The organism is Ruegeria sp. CDSB086 (assembly GCF_059611065.1).
In genome coordinates, this window is sequence record NZ_JBXWOV010000001.1 from 41094 (window position 1) to 61279 (window position 20186).

The window sequence follows — 20186 nt, forward strand, 5'->3', positions numbered from 1 at the left end:
CGCGGGTCCTTCTTATCAATCCTGCAAGACAGAGATAAGCGCCTCGGCCAGCCGCAACGAGGAATATCCGTGCCGGGATGGTGTCAGACCCAGCCGCACAACGACCATGTCATGGGATGGAAATACGCCGATAAACTGCCCGTCATGCCCCTGAAGCCAGACGGCATCTTCATAGGGTGGTAACCCACCCGGAGAGTCCAGCCACAGATGACCTTTGGCGTACATTCCGTCAGATGCGGCAACCGGCTCAAACATCCAGTCCGTAAAACCCTCGGGCAGGATTTGTTGGTCGTTCCATTCGCCTTTCTGCAATAGAAGTTGCCCAAAACGCGCCCAGTCGCGCGCAGTGGCATACATATAGCTGGACCCGACAAATGTGTCCGCCGCATCGGTCTCGAGCACGACGGATGCCATGCCCAATGGTTCGAACAGAGCCTCTTGCGGATAGGTCAGACTGCCATCGGTCAGTTTGTCCTGCCAGACGCGCGACAGGGCTGTGGTTGTCCCCGAAGAGTAGTTGAAATCCGCCCCAATCTCACTTTCCGCCGGGCGGCCCGAGACAAAACCTGCCATGTCATCATTAAGATACAGCATCTTGGTCACGTCCGAGACGTCGCCATATTCCTCATTCCATTGCAGGCCACTGGACATGGCCAGCATGTCCTTAAGGGTGATGTTTTTGCGTCCGTCCTGTGCCCAGTCCGAATAACTGTCGGTCAGCGTATCCTCCAGAGACATCTGGCCAGATTCGATCAGGGTACCGATCAAGCCCGCAGTAACTGTCTTGGTCATCGACCACCCAAGCAAAGGCGTGTTTTCGTCAAACCCCTCCGCATAGGTCTCGCCAACGATACGCCCATCCCGCACGACAACCACGGCGCGGTATCCTTCGCCCAGAAGTGTGCTATCCGCCAGGATACGCGCGATTTCAGGGTCTTGTGACAGTTGAACTTCGGTACCGACGGGCCAGATTCCAGTGGGCAAGGGCTCGATCGTGGTCAGGGTCGCGTCGCTGAGCGTCGCGTCATGGACATTGGTGCAGCCAAGCCCCTCGCGATATTGCGAGGTCGCGGGGGCAAAAAACCGGAAAATCCGTGCCGTCACGGTTTGGGCTTCAGCGTCCACGTCGATCGAGATCTGCTTGAGCAGTGGGTGCCCCGGGGCCTGAACATCGACGGTCAGAACGTCTTCCGGGTCGCGCCCGGCAATGAAGACGTTGGAACAGACGATCTTGGCCGAATAGTTTGTTCCCACCTTCAATAGGTCAGGCGGGGCGATCAGCAGATAGCCCACAATTGCGACGACACCCAGAATAAGCGTGCCTGCGATGATTTTCAGCGCTTTGATGATCAATCGACTTTCTGAACCGGTCGTGCCGGCCCCCTCCCGTTTGTCTCCGGATTTCGTCCGAGTTAAGAGCGTATCGTCTTTGGTTGCCACCATTCCGTCGCGTAGGTTCCGGCCAATTTCAACTGTGGACCCGCCTTTTTCGTTTCACTTGACCAAAGCCTTGGGGTCGTCCTTGATGGTGACAAGCCCTGTCGGTCACGCCGGTAACTGAACCGGCAATTCCGATATCCTGGGCGCAATCAGGGAACGTTCGCTTGAATGAGCCCTGTTTGGATGGACGCAAGTGAAACGATTGCATGTCTGAAATCGAGATCTGGCTGGAAAAAAACGGCCTGTCAAAATACGCCGAGGCCTTCGCCCGTCATGAAATAGTGGTGGGTGATCTGCCTGAGCTGACAGAAGACGATCTTGTCGCAATTGGACTGCCGCTTGGGCCAAGGCGACGGTTTGCAAAAGCCTTGCGCGAACAATCCGGGGCTGGCGTTCCGTCACTACATTCGACCCTCAGCCCGACAATCGTTGCCGAACGGCGGCAGTTGACTGTCATGTTCATCGACCTCGTCGGATCCACCGAGATCGCGCAGCGCTTGGACCCCGAGGATCTGGCCGAGGTTCTGCGCCTGTTCAAGGAAACCTGCGCGGCGGCTGTGGCTGCGTATGACGGCCATATCGCAAGTTATTATGGCGATGGCATTATGGTCTTTTTCGGCTTTCCGCATGCGCATGAGGATGACCCCGAACGCGCGATACGTGCGGCGCTGAGGATCATTGAGGAAATGCCGGAAGTTCGGACCCACGCAAAGCTCGAAGTGCGGATAGGGATCGCGACGGGGTTGGTCGTTGTCGGCGACCTGCGCGGTGAAAACATGTTCGAAGACGGCACCGCCATGGGCGAAACGCCAAACCTGGCAGCGCGCCTTCAGGCTATGGCCGATCCGGGCACTCTGATCGTCGCTCCGACCACGCACCAACTGGCAGGCGACGCGTTCGAGTATGTTTTGCGCGGTGCGTTCAAACTCAAAGGCTTCGCGAAAGAAGTTGAGGCCTGGCAGGTCACAGGAACACGAGAGACGATCAGCCGGTTCATGACGACGGACAATACCGCGTTGCGCCCGTTGATTGGACGCGACCCGGAGTTTGACATTCTGCGCAGCAAATTGGCGCTGGCCCGGGCAGGCCAGGGGCAGGTCGCATTGGTATCCGGCGAAGCAGGTATCGGTAAATCCCGCTTGATCGAAGAGCTGCGTTTGGGTGTTGCCAAGGCAGAAGCGTTGCAAGTGCGGTTTCAGTGCTCACCATATCATGAGACAAGTGCGCTCTACCCTGTGATCCGTCAGATTGAAAACGCTGCGGACCTGCGTGTTGAAGATACAGGAAGTGTCCGGCTCAGGAAAATTGCCAAACATCTGGAAGATCCGCCTGACCACAGCGTGAAGCTGGCAGCGGCACTTTTGTCTGTCCCATTCGAAGACCAACTTGGTTCGCTGGATCTGACACCACAGCAAGTCATGGATCAGACCCTGGACATGTTAGCCGGTCAGCTTATTGCACGGGCCGCGCGAAAGCCCATACTGTGCCTCATTGAAGACGCGCATTGGATTGATCCGACGACGAAAACCTTGCTTGACCGGATCGTGGACAGAATTCAGGAAGTACCGGTTCTGATCGTCATGACGTACCGGACGGCTTTTGATCCGGATTGGGCCGCCAAGCCCAACGTCACTCATGTCCCTCTCCGGCAGTTGGATTTCGCGCAGGTCCGCGAGATTGTTCATCAGGTGGCTGGGGATAAGCCGATCTCGCCCGAAATGTTCGGCGTGATCGCGGGGCGGACGAACGGTATTCCCCTCTATGTTGAAGAGGTGACAAAGGATTTGCTGGAATCTGGTCAATTGGCCGATCGGGCAGATGCACTTGGGTTGGATGGCGCGCCCGGTCCCGCGCCTTTGGTCCCCAGCACGTTACAGGATGCGTTGATGGCGCGATTGGACCGTTTGAGTTCGGCGAAAGAAGTCGCACAAATCGGTTCCGTGATCGGTCCGCATTTCACCTATCAATTGATTTCCGGCGTGTCCGGGTTTGGAGATAAGGCGTTGCGCGCGGGTCTGGATCTGCTGGTCGACGCGGGCATTGTGACCGTTACGCAGAAAAAGGCAGAAGAGACATTTGCCTACCGTCACGCTCTTATTCGTGACACGGCTTATAACAGCCTCCTGAAAAGCGAACGCCGCGGGTTGCATGCGCGCGTAGCAGAGGCCTTGCATCACGGAACGCATAGTCACGCAGATGCAGGCCCCGAAGTTCTGGCGCACCACTACACCATGGCGAAAATGCCCCGCGAGGCCATCGAACAGTGGCACCTTGCAGGCCAACGCGCAGCCAAGCGCTCTGCGAATGTCGAAGCGGTGACCCAGCTGGGACATGCAATACAGCAGTTGCACGAATTGGAAAGCACCGTTGAACGCGACCGCAAAGAGGTCGAGATTCAAGTGCTTCGCGCGGGCGTGACCCGTTCGACGGCCGGCATTGCCGCCGACGAAACGGGCGCTGTCTATGCCCGAATTCGAAAGCTGTGCAATCGGCTGGACGAGACCGAGAACCTGTTTCCTGTTCTCAATGGCCTTTATTCGTTCCATTTGGTGCGGGCCGAATACGATTTGGCGAAGGACGCGGCGCGGCAAATCCTCGATCTGGCAGGTCAGTCTGACGAGGCGCATCATGTCATGATTGCCCATCGCGCGATGGGGGCGGTTTTGCTGCATATCGGTGATCTGGACGCGGCGCATGAACATCTACAGTTGGCGCTGGACCTCTATCAACCCGATCTGCATGGACGGCTTGCTTATGTCTACGGATCCGACCACGCAGCGATAACGTCGTGTTTTTTGAGCATGGCGCTGTGGTTGAAAGGCGATCCTGACCGAGCCGTTGATATCCAGCGAAGGGCCGTCGATGCCGCCAAGGACCTAAAGCATGCCCACAGTATCGCCCAGGCGCTGACCTATCTTTGCATGTTGCATACTTTGCGTCGTGAACCGGATCATGTTTTGAAAGCCGCTCAACAGCTTGAAGAGGTGTCCGAGAGGCACTCGTTTACCTTCATGACTGTTACTGCCAATCTGTGGCGCAGTTGGGCGACTGCTTATGATGTGCCGACCTTTAACAACATCAGCGCGGTACGTCAGGCGGCCGAGGCCTGGTGGGACAGCGGTGCGGGGAACTACAAACCGTTCCTTTTGACTTTAATCGCCGAGCTGATTTTGAAAGCCGGTGAACCCGAGGGTGCCCAGCAGGTATTGTTCGAGGCACGCAAGCACCAGAAACTAACCAACGAAGGCTGGGCTCAGGTGGAAACGGACCGGGTTCAGGCGCGTTTACTGCAGCAGCAAGAGGCCGCGAAGTAGCGGTCGCTCCAATCTAAAACCCGCTGACGCGTTCAACCAACCAGTACATCGACACGCAGCCGATGGCATATCCTGTGACGGGTACGGCGACTACGCCAGCCCTTTGGGAAATTGTGGGCAGCGTAAGGCGCCACACCAAGATCAGGGCCGACAGTCCGGCAATAAACAAAAGTTGCCCGGCCTCGACCCCAATGTTGAAGGCCAGCAGTGCGGCGAAGATATCCTCAGTTGGAACTCCAATATCGGCCAGCGCGCCGGCAAATCCCAGCCCGTGCAACAGCCCGAAGCAAAAGCAGACGATCCAGGGATATTGTTCGGACAGGCGCAGCTCACCATCTTTTCGGTTGAGGATTTCCAGAGCGAGGAACACGATTGACAAGGCGATCACGGCTTCGACCGGAGGGCCGGGCACGTTCAGCACGCCCAGAGTGGCAAGCGCCAGCGTAATGGAATGCGCGACGGTAAAGGCGGTCACCGCCCCGACCAACCGCCATGGATCGCGCACCAGCACAAACAAGGCAAAAACAAACAGAAGGTGATCCCAACCTTCCAGAATATGTTCGAACCCAAGGCGGAAATAACTGCTCAGAACCGACCAGGTCGTTGGCTGTTCTGGTATGATCAAAGCAGGCGTCTCGGGCGTGAACCGAAAAGTGGATGGTTCCGACGAGATGGGTTGGATGCGCAGCAGAACGTCGTTTCGTTGTTGCTCCAGCCCTTCAATGGTGATGGTGTGACCGGCGATATCGTCCTCGCATTCAAGAACCCAGGTCGCGATCCAAGCCGTTCCGTCGGACCGTGGCTCGGGTCCTCGGTTTTGGGCACAGTGAGCGGGTAATATGGCATCGATACCCATGGGGCGGCCATTCACATCAGGCTTGCGCCATAGCACTTGCCAGGTGTTGCTGGCCAATTGCCGCAGGTCCAAATAACCGGGGTCAAGTGCATGTGCATGTCCCGCTTGTGCGGCGACCATCAGCCAGCCCGAGAATAACAGGCAAAAGAGCCGCTTCATTCGACCGACTTGTCCATGTCGGGTGTTTCGACCTGGTAATTCGACGCCAGGCTTTCATATTGCGCCTGCGCTAGGTCCGACCCGGCTTCGCGGCGCCATTCCAGTAAAACGGTATCGCGGATATCTTCCAGCTTTGGCAATATGGGGTCTTGTTTGTCTGTAACGCGAACGACGTGGATGCCATATGCGGATCGGACTGGGCCGGACCAGTTGCCTGGCTCCAACGAATTCAGAGCCGCCGAAAAGCCAGTGCCAAAGTTTGCGTCCACCGCGCGCACTACCGTCAGGGGCATCGACTTTGGAAGCAAAGTTGTCGCTCCGATGCTGCTCCAGTCCTGCTGAGTGTTTGCAGCCTCGATCGTGCGTTCGATGGCATCCGGATCGGCGTTCTCGTTCAGGTAGATCTGATCAAAAGCAATCTGTGCCGGTTTGGTAAACCGTTCCGGATTCTCGTTCAGAAAGGTCTGCAACACTTCGGGCTCGGGTTCGATCGAAGCTGCGATTGCGTCAGTCAGAAAATCCATCTTCTGCGCCAGGCGTGCGCGGATGACCTGATCACCTTGATCCAGCCCCAGCTTGCGTGCTTCGCGCACAAGAACTTCTTCGCGGATCGCCCCGTCTATCAGGGCCTGTAACTCGTCTTCCGTCGGTGGGCGGTTCCAGCTGTTTTGGAAACGTGTTTTCAGAAGGGCGACATCGTTACCATCGACTGTGATCGTGTCGGTTTCTTCAACGACGTCCTGTTGCGGGGAAACCCATGCAAACCAAGCGAAAATGGCAACCCCGATCAAAATGAAGTGAAATAAAGGCTGTTTTAGAATTTGCATGAGGGTTCTCAATGTCGTGTCGCAATATTGCCGGGCGGGGTTGACCGCCCGGCAATGTCTTTAGTGTATTGATCGGTTATTCGCTAGGTGTATACCAGATTGGCGACGAATACGCGCGCTCTTGATGGATCAGCTGCGCCTCTTCCGGCAATTCAATACCGAACCGGACCTTGTCGTACAGGACCCAACGGGGTGTGGGGATTTCAAGCGCCCGGACATAGTAGAAGGCCCGCGCATTTGGATCAAAGTCTGGATCGGCCCAAACCGACACAAGCTCGGCGGTTCCAATCGTGTTACTCCAGCTGGCGGTTTCGATATCGACGGTGTTGCCGACAGCCGGGACTTTGCCGTTTTCATCAGCAGCCCGGTCATCCGACCATGCAACGTCGTAGACTTTCTCGTGCAACTCTCCTTCGCCATCGAGCCACCCTTTTACGACCTGTACCCGGTCCAGATTGGCCCCAACCGGATCGCGTAGCGCTGCAATCAGGAATGAAGGCGCTCCATCACCTTCGTTAGGGCGTAAGTCCGAGCCCATCGGAACGCCTTTGGTGTAGCCAACGTCCGCAAGGAACCGGGTCTCAAGATCTGCTTCGTCAAATTCCCATCCACCAAAGAACCGCAGACCGATCCGAGGACCAGTCGTGGCATAGGTTTCACGCCGTTTGAAAGCATCAAAGATCGCGGAACGCGTGTTCTCGGTGGCCCAGACGGCAGTGTAACCAGATGCGACAAGAAGGTCGCCGGGGATTTCGCCAAGATCATTGGCGATGAAGGGGTGCTGGATTCTTGTGGCCGACGGTTCAACGCTGACGGATTTTCCGAAAAAGTTGTCCTCTTCAGCTGTTGCCAGCGATGTGTGGCTGTCTGTTGCCCCACCCATTCCGAACTTATAAGGGTTCACCCCGAATTTTTCTTCCAGCATCAGGCCACGTTTCAAGGCTTCTCTGGCATATTCACCGGCCAGCATGTCCTCTGTTTTCAGCTCGGTAATGTCGAGGTTGCCGACGTCCCAGTTTTCATAGTCCGCAAATTCGTCTTCCGGGCTTAGGAAGGGGTGTGCTTCTCCGTCGCCTTTGATTTGGGTGACCTCATAATGCGGCTCCCACTTGGCGCGGTTCTGCACGTATTCTTCGTCTACCTTGCCGCCGTGATAAGTATCCTCAGTGGGGAACATCCAGCCATTTGACAGGTTGCCGTTATGTGCAAAAGCAACCGCGCGACCGCCGGTTTTACCCTGATATTCTTCAAGCCACGCATAAAGCGCCTTGGGGTCGGTGTCGCCGTAAGGAGGCTGAGTCACGGGTGGCACCATTTGCAGTGCCCGAATTGGTCCGTCACGTAGCATGACATTGCGGTGCAGGTTGAACCCCTTGGGAACGGACGTCCATTCAAACCCAATAAAGGCGGTGAAATTGCCGGGGTCGTTGTGCCGTTCCGCTGCCATAACGATGTTTTCCCATGTAAATGCGAATGCGTCCGCGCCTGGGCTGTATGACTCAAGTAGGATTTCCGGCAGGGTCATTTGAGAGAAATTTGTAATAATGTCGAAGGCCGCTTTCCCGGCTTCTTCACCGCCTGCTTTGTATCCCTCGTACCACTCCAAGCCTTTTGGGTCACCAATAACGCCAGGTTTACCGGCCTGCAGGTCCGGGGCGAAACCCATCAAATCAGTATGATCCGTCAGCACCATCCAATCCAGGGGCCGCGCCAGCCTGACGGCCTGACCGGTTGACGAAATAACTTGTTCCCCCTTTGCGAACCGCCATGCCTCATCAGGAAGCAAGGTGTTTCCGAATGCGCCCGCATCCAGCGACAAACCGGTGTGCAGGTGTGTGTCACCCCAGAGTGGCCGTTCAGGAAATGATCGGTTGGCGTAAGGCGAATATGGGCGGTCGGCAAAGGTGCCCTCGGCAGCCTCTTTGCTGGGGACCGCGTCTGCCCATACAAGTGATGGTAATGTCAGCAAAGAGATCAAACAGGTTGTAAGTCGAAGCATTGAATCCTCCCCAGGTCGTCGCGCAAATCGAATATCGTAAATTCAGTATATTCATTTCTTATAATGTATTGGACGAACTTTTGTACTGATTTTTCTACCATGGGACCTGCATCCAGCGCAGGCCGGTGCCTTTTGCGGGTGGGGGTGCTTGGATAACCAACTCAAATACAGCTCGAATACGGGTAAGGTCGCCCCGAAAGTTGTAGCGAAACAGAAGTATCCACGCCGGTTTTGTGGTTTATGCTTGCAGGCCCGAACCGTCGCATACCGCATCGGAAACTGTGGTGCGATCACGCCAGGGTATACCCCTGCGCGCCCAGTTGGTTCTGGCAGGAGTTGAGAAATGGATCGAACAAGGCAACGAATTCCAGTGGCTTGCCGAGTTCGGTAGCAAGGATCACATTAGTTGAGGTCGCAAACTTGTCCACGACGCTGTCTTTTATCCGGCCGAGCCTTTCGTCTACAAAAGGAACGTCCTGAAGACCGGTCCAGTAAACCACATCCAACACCTGACCTTGCGTACCTTTCTCAAGGACGAAATCCTCGTACGCCTGTGCAAATTCATGTGCTACCGGATCATCGGCGATCTCGGGGCCGTAGACGTCGCGGATCACCTCCAGCGCATGCGCTGCGATGCCATGCCCTTTGATCCCCCGATATGCCAGGCCAAGGCCGACGACCCCTGCACCTAACGCGATTACCTTGCGACGGGAAAACTTCATGTAACCGCCTCCGATGCGCGAAGCGCCAGCGCCGAGATTGTCAGCGACGGGTTGGCGGGCGAACAGGTGGGGAATGCACCCGAGCCAAGTACAAAGACGTTGGGTGCGGAATGTAGGCGCAGCCTGTCGTCAACGACTGAGTCTTCGGCGGAAACGCCCATCCGGTGCGTGCCCTGGATATGAGCGTCAGATGGCAGAATGTCTGAAAACCACAGATGTTCGATTGTGTCCGGAATTATGTCGGGCAGACCAGTCTTTACTCGCTCTATACCGCGTTTGGCATAGTCGGAATATCCAGTCCATTCGATGACTGGTTCATCATCTTCCAAAATGACGCGGTTTTCGGCGATGGGAAGATCTTCAACTGCTAGGCGCAGGTTAATACGGTTTGCCCATTTGCCGGGTTCTTTTCGGATCGATACAGGTGCGTTTATGGTTTCGATGAGCACCGCTGCGGACGTTCTACGATCTACGTCATGGTAAAAATGATAGCCAAGTCCGGTTTCCGATGTGCCACCAAAAAAAGCCTTTAGTTTGGCTGTGTCCACTAGGACTTTCACTGCCGCTTGTTCGTGAAGGTACCGTCCTAGCGCGTCATTGCGAACGTCCGAGCGTTTCAAAATGGCTGCGTTGAATATTGCATTGGTACCCAGCGCAACTGTGTCGGCGCGAAGGCGCACTTCATTGCCATCGTTACTTTTGACGCGAATACCGCGTGCGCGTCCGCCTTCGATATCTACCGCCCTCACTTCGGTGCCAAGTAGGTAGTGCGAACCAGGATGGGTGAGTTTGTCGAAACTGTTCAATACGGTAAATTTGGAGTCGATAGGACACGTCCGACATACCCCGTTTGCACAGCACGTTGGTCGTGAACCGCCGTTTGACGTCGCGTTGGATGCAGGTACCCATAGGGGCGAAGATTCCTGTAAAGCAGCATCAGCACGCGAAGGAGTATGTGCGGGGTAGGGAAATGGCTTTCGGCGTGGAAGAATATCCTGTGACTGACCGCCGGCAACTTCGATGATATCTTCGACACGTTCCCAATAAGGTTCGAGATCATCGTAACTAATAGGCCAGTCAATACCGACACCAAACTTGCTGTTCAGGGCAAAGTCGTTTGGATGGAACCTGGGTACATTGCCCCACCAGTAATTCGAGTTTCCACCAAGTAGAGTGTAGGCGAGCCAATTTTTTTTCAGCCCGGACGTGTTTCTTTGTGTAAAAGCTTCTTGAACCGCGGGGCCGTTTTCGATCTGGTCTGAATGAGTGTATTCATCGCCCTTTTCGACGAACAACACATTCAGGTCCGGCGGAAGCCCATGACCGAAGAACATCGCTGAGAAACTGGATCCTGCGATTATCACGTCCCATTCACGAGAGCTGGCTTCGTCTAAAGATACGCGCTGCATGACAACAGGTTGACCTTTTTACTCATCAAACAAACAAGTGGCTGAAAATCAGCGTAGAATAACAATTCTGCATAGTATGGCATGAAAATGGCCGCGCGCAAGTCAACTGGCCGATAGGGCTATGATCATTGATGGGCAAAGGCGGCCTAATTCGCAAATTGAATAAACATTGGGCGACTCCGGCGCGCGCAGATGCGGTTTGAGGTTGCTGATTGGTGCCCATCACGGGCAGATTGCTGGTGAGGGCAAAGGGACGGACCAGCCAATGACACAACAATCCAAGGGCATGGCTGTCTTTTTGACCGGCAGTTTGATGCGGCACGTGACCCGAATGTCGCTGACCACCAGCATTGGTCTTATGGCAATCTTTGCCGTGGATTTCGTGGACATGGTGTTCATCTCGATGCTGGGCAACGACGCGTTGGCCGCAGCGGTCGGCTATGCGGGCACGCTTTTGTTTTTCACCAACTCGATCAATGTGGGGCTGTCCATCGCAGCCGGGGCTCTTGTCGCCCGCGAGTTGGGGGCCGGGCGGCCCGAAAAAGCCCGGCAATTCGGAACCAGCGTTGCCCTTCTTGGTATTCTGATGGGATTGATTGTGTCTGCCATGGTCATGATTAATATCAAGTTTCTGCTGTCTTTGCTGGGCGCGCAGGGTGAGGTTCTGCAATTGGCCGCACGGTATGTCAGCATCATTCTGCCGACCATGTGGGTGATGGCTGCGGCAATGACGGGTATGGCTGTGTTGCGTGCGCACGGTGATGCGCGCCGGTCCATGCAGGCTACGATTTACGGCGGGCTGGCAAACGCAATTTTGGATCCGATCCTGATCTTTGCTGTTGGTCTTGGCCTGGATGGGGCGGCGATTGCCTCGGTCATTGCGCGTATCTGTATGCTGATAGCAGCGGTCCGGCCCGCCGTGCGCGTGCACCGTGGATTTGCGCGACCGTCGCTGAGGCACTTGAGGGAAGACCTCCAGCCGGTGCGGGCGATTGCGATACCGGCGGTTCTGACCAATGTCGCCACGCCGGTCGGCAACGCCATCGTGATCCGTGAGGTTGCGCAGTTTGGCACCGATGCCGTGGCAGGCATGGCCGTAATAGGACGGCTGATGCCTGTTGCCTTTTCCGTCGTGTTTGCACTGTCCGGGGCCATAGGCCCGATCGTGGGGCAGAACTTTGGGGCAGGGCAATATGGTCGGGTGAAGGGTGCATTCCTGGCAGGCGTAAAATTCACCGCCGTCTATGTGGTTCTGATGGCGGCGGTGCTGTTCGTCCTGCGTGCCCCCATCGCCGACTTGTTTCAGGCCCAAGGCGAGACGCGGGCGCTGATCTATCTGTTCTGCGGGCCGTTGGCCCTGGCGTCGTTCTTCAACGGTGTGATCTTTGTTGCGAATGCAAGCTTCAACAACCTTGGCTATCCCATTTATTCCACGTGGGTTAACTGGGGGAGACATACGCTGGGCACGTGGCCCTTTGCGGTCGCCGGGGCCTATTTGGCTGGCGCTCCAGGTGTGTTGTTGGGGCAGGCGCTGGGCGGTGTGATATTTGCTGCAATCTGCTGGGTAATGGTGCGCGGCGTTGTCTCGGGCCTGACTGCGCCAACAGAGATCGACCCATTTGCCGGGCAAAGCCGGCTGCAATCCCTGTTTGGGCGCAGGGGGTGGTGAACTGTCCCGGGCGCTGGAACACCAATGATTTTTGGTCACCAGAAGCGACTTTTGTCTCCTTTTTTGCAGCCAAGGCATCCTCATTTGCCAATTCATGAATTCGTTGTAAGCTGAACTTATGATTGCAAAAAACGCCAAGTTGTTTCGGGGCGTTGATTTAAATAGCACCTTTAACGACCGAGGATGAGCAATGTCCGGAAGTCTTTTGAAGTACACGCGTGTTCTTGAGATTGTCGGAGACACGATCAAAGTCAGGGTGCCTCTGGACGGATCGACTGACGCAGCAGTGCGTTTCAATGATCTGGCCGTAATCGAAACCGTGGACGGCCACAAGACACTGGCGCAGGCCATTTTTATTGACCGGGATGTTGTCACCCTGCAGGTGTTTTCCGGCACCAAGGGCATCTCGACCGAGGCGACGGCGACGTTCCTGGGCCACCCGATGCAGACGCCATATTCCCAGAACATACTGGGCCGCGTTTTTGACGGCGCGGGTGTATCTATTGATGGTGGACCTGACCTGTCGTCTGAGCCGCGCGTGGATATTGGCGGGCCAACCGTGAACCCGGCGGAACGCGCCGTGCCCAACAAGATGATCCGGACGGACGTGCCGATGATCGACGTGTTCAACACACTGGTCGAAAGTCAGAAAATCCCGATTTTTTCCGTCTCGGGTGAGCCGTTCAACGCGTTCCTCAGCAGAATTGGTGTTCAGGCGGACGCGGATATCGTGGTGTTCGGCGGGCTAGGGTTGATCTTTGACGACTACTTTACCTTCAGGACGTCCTTCGAGGATGCGGGCGTGTTTTCCCGAACAGTGATGTTCGTCAATCAGGCGATGGATCCGCTGGTCGAACGGCTGCTGGTACCCGATATGGCACTGGCCGTGGCCGAAAAATTCGCGGTAGAAGAAGGCAAGCGCGTTCTGGTCCTGCTGACCGATATGACCGCCTACGCCGATGCGATGAAAGAGGTCGGGATCAGCCAGGAACGCGTACCCTCGCAGCGTGGATACATGGGGGACCTCTATTCCCAACTGGCCCGCCGGTACGAAAAAGCCTGTGACTATGCCAAGGGCGGATCGGTCACTGTGCTGACCGTGACAACGATGCCGGGCAATGACGTGACCCATCCAGTGCCGGATAACACGGGCTATATCACCGAAGGGCAGATCTATCTGCATTCGGGCGTGATTGACCCGTTCGGCAGTCTCTCGCGCCTCAAGCAGAACGTGATTGGCAAGACAACGCGCGAGGATCACGGGCAGATCATGAACACCATGATCCGGTTCTATTCCGAAAGCCGAGACGCCGCGCAGAAACAGGCGATGGCCTTTGACCTGTCGGATTATGACCATCAGCTGCTGAAGTTTGGCGACCTGTTCAAGACCCGTTTCATGGACATCAACGTTTCAATCCCGCTGGAAGATGCGCTGGATTTGGGGTGGAAAACTCTGGCCGAGTGTTTCGCACCTGGGCAGCTACTGATGAAGCAGGCCCTGATCGACAAGTATTTTCCAAAGGATGCCGATGGCGCGGTTGCAGCTGAATAAATCGTCGCTCGCGCGCGAGCAGACGCAGCTGAAAAGCTATGAGCGGTTCCTGCCATCGCTGGACCTTAAGCGTCAGCAATTGATGGCAGAGCGCGCGAAGGCGCGCGAAGATGTGCAGCGCCTTCAGGATGAGGTGCAGGAACTGGCGCAAAAGGTTGGAGAAAAACTGCCGATGCTGGCGCAGCAAGGCATTGATCTGGACGGGTTGGTCGAGCTGAAAGACTACAAAGTCAAAGAGGTCAACGTCGTGGGGGTTAAGATGCCTGCGCTGGACCGGATTGAGGTTGCGGTGCGTCCGTATTCCTATCTGGCCAAACCTCATTGGGTCGATGCGGCGGCCCGGTTGCTGCACGATATGATCGAGGCGCGTCTACGGGTCAAAGTGGCCGAAGAGCGGGTGAAGATATTCGATAGGGCTGTGGCCACCATCACCCAGCGTGTCAATCTGTTCGAAAAGGTTCTGATCCCGCGCGCCAAAGCCAACATCAAGAAAATCCGCATCTATCTGAGTGATGAGCAGATGCAGGCCGTCGTGCGCTCGAAAATCTCGAAACGCAAACATGCGCAGGAGGCTGTGTCGTGAGTGTTGCGAGGCTCAAAAAACTGTCGCTGGTCGGGCAAGCAGGCCAGAAGGCTGCGACCCTTGAGGCGCTGCAGAATCTGGGCTGCATGCACGTCCTGCCGCTGGCTTCGCCACCCGCTGAGCCGGAAAAGATCAGTGAGCGCGGCGCGCGCAATGCCTATAAGGCGCTGCGATTCCTGCATGACGTGTCCGAACCGCGCCGCCAGATACAACGCGACCCCGGTTTTGAAATGGAGCAGTTCGTCAAGGATGTGCTGGACCTGATGCAACGGACCCGTGACATGACGGACCAAAGGGATTTTCTGGCCAACCGGATCGCGCAGGTTCGCCCTTGGGGGGACTTGGATTTTCCACCCGACGATGTTTTAGCGGGGAACCGGTTGTGGTTTTATCAACTGCCACTGAAGTATCGCGATGCGTTGGAGGCCTTGGATATACCCTGGGCCATACTCGAGCAGGACCATAGGTTCATCTACGCCGTACTGATTGTGCCAGATGAGCCGGATGACGATATCCTTCCGGTTCCGCGCACGCACACCGGATCATTGCCCATTCACGAGCTTGAGGCACAACTGGAAGAAGCCGAGATCGCGATCGAAGCGCTTGAGGCTGAACGCGTTGCGCAAACCCGATACCTAACACTGATGCGCCGGAACCTTTCGGTTGCCGAAAGCGCGGCTGAGCTGGCCCATGCCACGCAAAAGGTGCGCGACGAAGAGGCGATGTTTGCCCTTCAGGGCTGGGTGCCCGAGGATCGTATAGATGCGGTTCTGGACATGGCAAACGCTAAGGATGCCGCTGTGCTGATCGAAGAACCCGGCCCCGAAGACAGCCCGCCTACTTTGTTGGAACAACCAGAAAAGCGCAGTGCTGCCGTGGACTTGGCGCTGTTTTATCAAGTGCCGGGTTACAAGGACTGGGACCCCAGTGTCATCGTCGCCGTTTCATTTGCGGTCTTCTTCGCAATGATTGTAGCCGACGCGGGATACGGCGCGATTATCCTGTTGGGCCTTTTACTATTCTGGAAGCGGCTTGATGCAACACCGGGTGAACGATCCTGGCGACGATTTGGGGTGATCATTTCCAGCGCAACAATCCTGTATGGCGTCCTCGTCGGCAGTTATTTCGGCGTGTCGCCAGCCGAGGGGTCGTTCTGGTCCAAGCTCAAATTGCTCGACCTGAACAATTTCGGTGCGATGATGATGGTCTCGATTGTCGTTGGCGTTTTGCATTTGGTACTGGCCAATGCGCTTGCCGCACGGGCGGCATGGGGGCACCGGAAGGCCATCGCCAATCTGGGCTGGATCGCTGCGCTGATTGGCGGGTTCGTTCTGTGGCTCAGCTACATGAAAGGTAATTCTCCGGTGCCGGGCGCGGCATTTATTGGGATCGGTGCGCTGGCCATCGTCTGGTTCTCAAGCGAGCGGGTCATTAATAAGCCCACCGACTGGGTTTGGCGTCTGATCGAAGGGCTGCAAAGCCTTGCCGGGGCCATGGGCGCATTTGGCGATGTGCTAAGCTACATGCGCCTGTTTGCGTTGGGTCTGGCCTCGGCCTCACTGGCGATCACGTTCAACGATTTGGCGGTTTCAGTCATGCATTCGCTCAAGGGGGTGGGCGTTCTGTTCGCCTTGCTGATCCTGATCATCGGCCATATTCTCAACTTCGCGCTCGCCATGATGAGCGGCGTCGTCCACGGTTTGCGTCTCAATTACATCGAATTCTTTAAATGGGGTCTGCCGGACGAAGGCATTGTCTTTCGACCGTTCGCCCGCAAGGAGGTTCAGGAATGAATGAGCTTGTTTTGACATTGGGTTGGCTTGGCATCTACGCGCCCATGGCGCTGGGCGCAGCCGCCAGCGCCGTCGGATGCTCGATCGCGGGCATGGCCAGTATTGGGGCCATGACGGAAACCGACGGCGGCTATGGCCGCTTTGTCGGCGTTTCGGCCTTTCCTTCGACGATGGTGATTTATGGCATCGTCATCATGTTTACCCTAAACCGCGAGGTGACGCCTGAAAACGCGGGCGGTTTGTTCGGGATTGGTATCCTGTCGGGCATCGCATTGATGTATTGCGGGATCTGGCAGGGTCGGGCCTGTGCTGCGGCGATCAACGCCACCAGGGAAAAGCCCGAGATCTTTGGCCTGGCGCTTGCCCCGGCAGCGATCATCGAAGGGTTTGGCGTGTTCGCCTTTGTCTTTGCCCTTGTCATCAGTGCGGGGATCAGTTGATGGCACAGGATGGCATGATTTCTCATGGCGTGGATGCCTTGATCGATAAGCTGCGCAATGATGGCGTGGCTGCTGGTCAGGCCGACGCCGAAAAACTGCGCACTGAAGCCAAGGCCGAAGCCGCCAAAATTCTGGCGGATGCCAAACGCGAGGCGGACGACTATCAAAAAAAGGCACGCACCGATTCCGACAAATATCGCGCTGCTGGAGAAGAGGCGCTTAACACCGCCATGCGTGATGCGGTTTTGACCATGAAGGGTGGATTGACCGACCGCTTTCGCGAAGATGTCGAACGTCTGGTGACCAAGGAAATGGCTGAGCCGGGCCTGCTGAAACAGATGATTTTGGAGGTCGTCGGCCGCGAATCCGAAGGCGTCAATCTGGATGGCAAGGTGCAGGTTATTCTGCCCGCCAAAGTCGCAACGCAAGAAGACATCAAGCAGAACGCCGATGACATTCAATCCGGTAAGCTGACCAAATACGTCCTCGGCCTGACAGCCGACATGTTGCGTGAACAGGTAGAGCTGCATGCATCGGATGACGCGCAGGGTGGTATCCGCGTGCGGGCCGAAGATCAGGGCGTTGTACTTGATCTAACAGACAAGGCGGTCGCCTCGTTGCTGATGGAGCATCTGCAGCCCCGGTTTCGCGCCGTGCTGGAAGGTGTGATCCGCTGAGATGTCTGACCAAGACGCCTATATCGCCCTGATCAGCAGCCTGCCGGGCTCTGAGCGGTTGTTCGTGGCCAAACAACCTCCGCTGTCGCGGCTGCGGCTGGACCGTCGCCTCAAGGCGCTGACGTTCGAAGACGCTAAGGTTCTGAAGGTTATGGAGCATGCTCTGAACTGGAGCGCATATGACATGGATGTCACTGACGCGCAGGCTGTATTGAGGTGCAAACAAGCGTTGGCCGAAATCCCGCAACCATCCTTGCGCCGCCTGTTCCTTGAACGGATGGACCTGCGTACTGTTGTTGCAGCACTGCGCCTGCGCGGGCAGGGTGGCAATCCGCTGTCCGGTGCGTATGGGTTTGGACGTTGGAGCCGTCACATCCCCGCCAATTGGGGTGACCCGGATTTCCGTCTGTCCACGGCGATGCCGTGGATCAAGGAAGCACGCCAGTTGCTTGAGGCCGAGGACCCCTTGGGTCTGGAACGACTGCTGCTGTCAGTCAGCCATAAGCAACTGAAACGACACGCCGCCCGTCACCTGTTCGATTTTGAGGCCGTGGCCATCTATGTCTTGATCTGGAACATTTTCGATCGCTGGGCGCAAAGCAACGCGCAGAATGCGGCCGCAAGATTTGAGAAGCTGGCCCAGCAAGCCATGAGCAATGTCGCAGATTTCGATTTTGAGAGAGTAAGCGCATGACTGCCCAAACATCTTCGGTTCAAACCGCAACCGCCCGCGTTGTCTCTGTCCAGGAAGGGCTTGTGAAAATTCAGGCCAACCAAGACGCCGCCGGCGTTCCGGGACAACTGGTCAAGAACGAGGTCGTGTTCATCCTTCCTACCCGTCCGGGCCCGGGCGGGCGTCAGGAACGCCTAAAGGCTGAGGTGCTGCGCGTGCGCGGCGATACTGCCGACGTTCAGGTCTACGAAAGCACGGACGGCGTAGCGGTTGGTGATCCGGTTGAACAGTCAGGACAGCTGCTTTCGGTCGAACTTGGGCCGGGGCTTTTGGGGCAGGTCTTTGACGGCCTGCAATCGCCTTTGACCAAGGTTGCGGCCGAGTTCGGGACTTTCCTGCCGCGCGGGGCGGATGTGGCGCCGCTGGATGATCAGGCAAAATGGTCTTTCACTCCCACAGTCAAAGTTGGCGATATGGTCAAGGGCGGCGACAGCATCGGTACTGTTCCCGAAGGCCGGTTTACCCACAAAATCATGCTGCCTTTCAACTGGGTCGGCGACTACAATGTTGTGTGGGTACAGAAAGGTGCAGCCTCGATCCACGAGATTGTCGCGCGTCTTGAAGACGAGCAGGGTGGGGAGCACACGCTGACCCTGTGCCAAAAGTGGCCGGTACGACGACCGTTACCTGAAACCATCCTGAAACGCGCCCTGTCGGAACGGTTGTACCCAACGGAACCCGTGCTGACCTCGCAACGCCTGATCGACACGTTCTTCCCCATAGCGCGCGGTGGCACGGCCTGTATTCCCGGCCCGTTCGGTGCGGGCAAAACCGTGCTGCAAAACCTGATCACGCGGAACTCCAAAGTGGATATCGTGATCGTGGTGGCCTGCGGTGAGCGTGCGGGCGAGGTGGTGGAAACGATCCACGAATTCCCCAAGATGACCGACCCGATGTCGGGCGGCAGTCTGATGGACCGGACAATCATCATATGTAACACCTCTTCCATGCCTGTAGCGGCACGTGAGGCTTCGATCTTCACCGGCATCACCCTGGGCGAGTATTACCGCCAGATGGGCTATGACGTGCTGTTGATCGCTGACAGCACCAGCCGCTGGGCTCAAGCCATGCGCGAGACCTCAGGCAAGCTGGAGGAAATCCCCGGTGAAGAGGGCTTCCCTGCCTATCTGGAAAGCTCGATCAAGGGCCTGTACGAGCGCGCAGGGGCGATGAGGACCAATGATGGCGATCTGGGTAGTCTGACGCTGATTGGAACGGTTTCACCAGCGGGTGGCAATTTTGACGAGCCTGTGACGCAGTCCACGCTGTCTACCGTGAAGTGCTTTCTGGGGCTGTCCTCGGAACGGGCTTATAAACGGTTCTATCCTGCGGTTGACCCAATGCTTAGCTGGTCGCGATACACCGATCAGCTCTCGGATTGGTACGACAAGAACGCTGAGCCCGGTTGGACAGGCAAGGTGCGCGATCTACTGGCCCTGATTGAAAAAGGCGAACAGGTCGACCAGATGATGCAGGTGACCGGCGAAGAAGGTGTCACCATCGAGGACTTCGTCACGCAGCAAAAAGCGCTGTTCGTGGACATGGTGTACCTACAGCAGGATGCCTTTGACAAAGTCGATGCAACCGTTCCGCTGGAGCGCCAGAAGATGACGTTCAAGCTGATCTATGATGTTACGCAATCAACTGCGGAATTCGAAGATAAGGGTGAAGTGCGTCAGGTGTTCACCCAGCTCACAGGTCTTATGAAGAACTTCCACTACGCCGCGGAAAACACACCGGAATTCAAATCGCTGTGGGTGCAGATACAGGACCTGAGCAGTGAAAAATTTGGAGTGTAGGTCAGGGAAATGGTAGCCCGTAGGGGAATCGAACCCCTCTTTCCAGGTTGAAAACCTGGCGTCCTAACCGATAGACGAACGGGCCATCTGGTAGTGGCATTAGCACAAGTGGTAGCCCGTAGGGGAATCGAACCCCTCTTTCCAGGTTGAAAACCTGGCGTCCTAACCGATAGACGAACGGGCCACGCTGGCTTGTGGAGGGCCTTTTACGGTT

General features: G+C 56.5%; 15 protein-coding genes and 2 tRNA genes. 9 read left to right on the forward strand and 8 right to left on the reverse strand.

Translation table 11 applies throughout. The features are described 5' to 3' along the window. Window positions 1-15: 15 nt before the first annotated feature. Window positions 16-1440 (reverse strand): serine hydrolase domain-containing protein, encoded by a 1425-nt coding sequence (locus tag AC2FIO_RS00200; RefSeq protein WP_496694926.1) that lies wholly within the window; start codon window positions 1438-1440, stop codon window positions 16-18. A 206-nt stretch (window positions 1441-1646) separates the two neighbouring features. Here AC2FIO_RS00200 and AC2FIO_RS00205 point away from each other — a divergent pair, with 206 nt between their 5' ends. Then, a complete protein-coding gene (locus AC2FIO_RS00205; protein ID WP_496694928.1) occupies window positions 1647-4754 on the forward strand; it encodes an ATP-binding protein in 3108 nt (1035 codons plus the stop codon). A gap of 13 nt (window positions 4755-4767) precedes the next feature. On the opposite strand, the gene AC2FIO_RS00210 is transcribed toward AC2FIO_RS00205, so the two are convergent. The 5 genes from AC2FIO_RS00210 to AC2FIO_RS00230 all read right to left on the reverse strand — a co-directional run bounded on the left by AC2FIO_RS00210 (window position 4768) and on the right by AC2FIO_RS00230 (window position 10726). Further along, a complete protein-coding gene (locus tag AC2FIO_RS00210) occupies window positions 4768-5769 on the reverse strand; it encodes a HupE/UreJ family protein (RefSeq protein ID WP_496694930.1) in 1002 nt (333 codons plus the stop codon). After that, a complete protein-coding gene (locus AC2FIO_RS00215) occupies window positions 5766-6596 on the reverse strand; it encodes a peptidyl-prolyl cis-trans isomerase (protein ID WP_496694932.1) in 831 nt (276 codons plus the stop codon). Before AC2FIO_RS00215 ends, AC2FIO_RS00210 begins: the two co-directional genes overlap by 4 nt. Window positions 6597-6672: 76 nt before the next feature. Continuing rightward, window positions 6673-8595 carry a DUF3604 domain-containing protein gene (locus AC2FIO_RS00220; protein ID WP_109311954.1) on the reverse strand — a complete coding sequence of 641 codons (1923 nt, stop codon included), beginning with the start codon at window positions 8593-8595 and terminating at the stop codon, window positions 6673-6675. 290 nt (window positions 8596-8885) lie between these two features. Beyond that, window positions 8886-9317: a hypothetical protein gene (locus AC2FIO_RS00225; protein WP_282168619.1), complete on the reverse strand. Its 432-nt coding sequence runs from the start codon at window positions 9315-9317 to the stop codon at window positions 8886-8888. Continuing rightward, complete coding sequence (locus AC2FIO_RS00230; protein WP_496694935.1) at window positions 9314-10726, reverse strand: GMC oxidoreductase; 1413 nt, start codon at window positions 10724-10726, stop codon at window positions 9314-9316. Before AC2FIO_RS00230 ends, AC2FIO_RS00225 begins: the two co-directional genes overlap by 4 nt. Before the next feature lie 265 nt (window positions 10727-10991). Here AC2FIO_RS00230 and AC2FIO_RS00235 point away from each other — a divergent pair, with 265 nt between their 5' ends. From AC2FIO_RS00235 to AC2FIO_RS00270, 8 genes are all read left to right on the forward strand, one after another. Continuing rightward, on the forward strand, window positions 10992-12395 hold the full coding sequence (locus tag AC2FIO_RS00235) for an MATE family efflux transporter (RefSeq protein ID WP_282168617.1): 1404 nt from the start codon (window positions 10992-10994) through the stop codon (window positions 12393-12395). 190 nt (window positions 12396-12585) lie between these two features. Then, complete coding sequence (locus AC2FIO_RS00240) at window positions 12586-13947, forward strand: V-type ATP synthase subunit B (RefSeq protein ID WP_109311955.1); 1362 nt, start codon at window positions 12586-12588, stop codon at window positions 13945-13947. Further along, on the forward strand, window positions 13925-14530 hold the full coding sequence (locus AC2FIO_RS00245; RefSeq protein ID WP_496694937.1) for a V-type ATP synthase subunit D: 606 nt from the start codon (window positions 13925-13927) through the stop codon (window positions 14528-14530). Before AC2FIO_RS00240 ends, AC2FIO_RS00245 begins: the two co-directional genes overlap by 23 nt. Continuing rightward, window positions 14527-16323, forward strand: a complete 1797-nt coding sequence (locus tag AC2FIO_RS00250) for a V-type ATP synthase subunit I (RefSeq protein ID WP_282168615.1) — start codon at window positions 14527-14529, stop codon at window positions 16321-16323. Before AC2FIO_RS00245 ends, AC2FIO_RS00250 begins: the two co-directional genes overlap by 4 nt. Next, window positions 16320-16763: an ATP synthase subunit C gene (locus tag AC2FIO_RS00255; protein WP_496694940.1), complete on the forward strand. Its 444-nt coding sequence runs from the start codon at window positions 16320-16322 to the stop codon at window positions 16761-16763. Before AC2FIO_RS00250 ends, AC2FIO_RS00255 begins: the two co-directional genes overlap by 4 nt. Continuing rightward, complete coding sequence (locus tag AC2FIO_RS00260) at window positions 16763-17440, forward strand: hypothetical protein (protein WP_282168614.1); 678 nt, start codon at window positions 16763-16765, stop codon at window positions 17438-17440. Before AC2FIO_RS00255 ends, AC2FIO_RS00260 begins: the two co-directional genes overlap by 1 nt. A gap of 1 nt (window position 17441) precedes the next feature. Then, window positions 17442-18134, forward strand: a complete 693-nt coding sequence (locus tag AC2FIO_RS00265) for a hypothetical protein (protein ID WP_496694942.1) — start codon at window positions 17442-17444, stop codon at window positions 18132-18134. Then, on the forward strand, window positions 18131-19972 hold the full coding sequence (locus AC2FIO_RS00270) for a V-type ATP synthase subunit A (protein ID WP_496694944.1): 1842 nt from the start codon (window positions 18131-18133) through the stop codon (window positions 19970-19972). Before AC2FIO_RS00265 ends, AC2FIO_RS00270 begins: the two co-directional genes overlap by 4 nt. A 10-nt stretch (window positions 19973-19982) precedes the next feature. On the opposite strand, the gene AC2FIO_RS00275 is transcribed toward AC2FIO_RS00270, so the two are convergent. Both AC2FIO_RS00275 and AC2FIO_RS00280 read right to left on the reverse strand, forming a co-directional pair. Continuing rightward, window positions 19983-20057 (reverse strand) — tRNA-Glu (locus tag AC2FIO_RS00275). A gap of 24 nt (window positions 20058-20081) precedes the next feature. Beyond that, window positions 20082-20156, reverse strand: a tRNA-Glu gene (locus tag AC2FIO_RS00280). Window positions 20157-20186 lie beyond the last annotated feature (30 nt).

Excerpts from the sequence above, each read along its gene's own strand:
- AC2FIO_RS00260 (WP_282168614.1), top strand. The coding sequence starts at position 16,763 with ATGGCACAGGATGGCATGATTTCTCATGGCGTGGATGCCTTGATCGAT.
- AC2FIO_RS00215 (WP_496694932.1), bottom strand. The coding sequence starts at position 6,596 with ATGCAAATTCTAAAACAGCCTTTATTTCACTTCATTTTGATCGGGGTT.
- AC2FIO_RS00245 (WP_496694937.1), top strand. The coding sequence starts at position 13,925 with ATGGCGCGGTTGCAGCTGAATAAATCGTCGCTCGCGCGCGAGCAGACG.
- AC2FIO_RS00210 (WP_496694930.1), bottom strand. The coding sequence starts at position 5,769 with ATGAAGCGGCTCTTTTGCCTGTTATTCTCGGGCTGGCTGATGGTCGCC.
- AC2FIO_RS00235 (WP_282168617.1), top strand. The coding sequence starts at position 10,992 with ATGACACAACAATCCAAGGGCATGGCTGTCTTTTTGACCGGCAGTTTG.
- AC2FIO_RS00205 (WP_496694928.1), top strand. The coding sequence starts at position 1,647 with ATGTCTGAAATCGAGATCTGGCTGGAAAAAAACGGCCTGTCAAAATAC.
- AC2FIO_RS00225 (WP_282168619.1), bottom strand. The coding sequence starts at position 9,317 with ATGAAGTTTTCCCGTCGCAAGGTAATCGCGTTAGGTGCAGGGGTCGTC.
- AC2FIO_RS00255 (WP_496694940.1), top strand. The coding sequence starts at position 16,320 with ATGAATGAGCTTGTTTTGACATTGGGTTGGCTTGGCATCTACGCGCCC.
- AC2FIO_RS00270 (WP_496694944.1), top strand. The coding sequence starts at position 18,131 with ATGACTGCCCAAACATCTTCGGTTCAAACCGCAACCGCCCGCGTTGTC.
- AC2FIO_RS00265 (WP_496694942.1), top strand. The coding sequence starts at position 17,442 with ATGTCTGACCAAGACGCCTATATCGCCCTGATCAGCAGCCTGCCGGGC.
- AC2FIO_RS00240 (WP_109311955.1), top strand. The coding sequence starts at position 12,586 with ATGTCCGGAAGTCTTTTGAAGTACACGCGTGTTCTTGAGATTGTCGGA.
- AC2FIO_RS00230 (WP_496694935.1), bottom strand. The coding sequence starts at position 10,726 with ATGCAGCGCGTATCTTTAGACGAAGCCAGCTCTCGTGAATGGGACGTG.
- AC2FIO_RS00220 (WP_109311954.1), bottom strand. The coding sequence starts at position 8,595 with ATGCTTCGACTTACAACCTGTTTGATCTCTTTGCTGACATTACCATCA.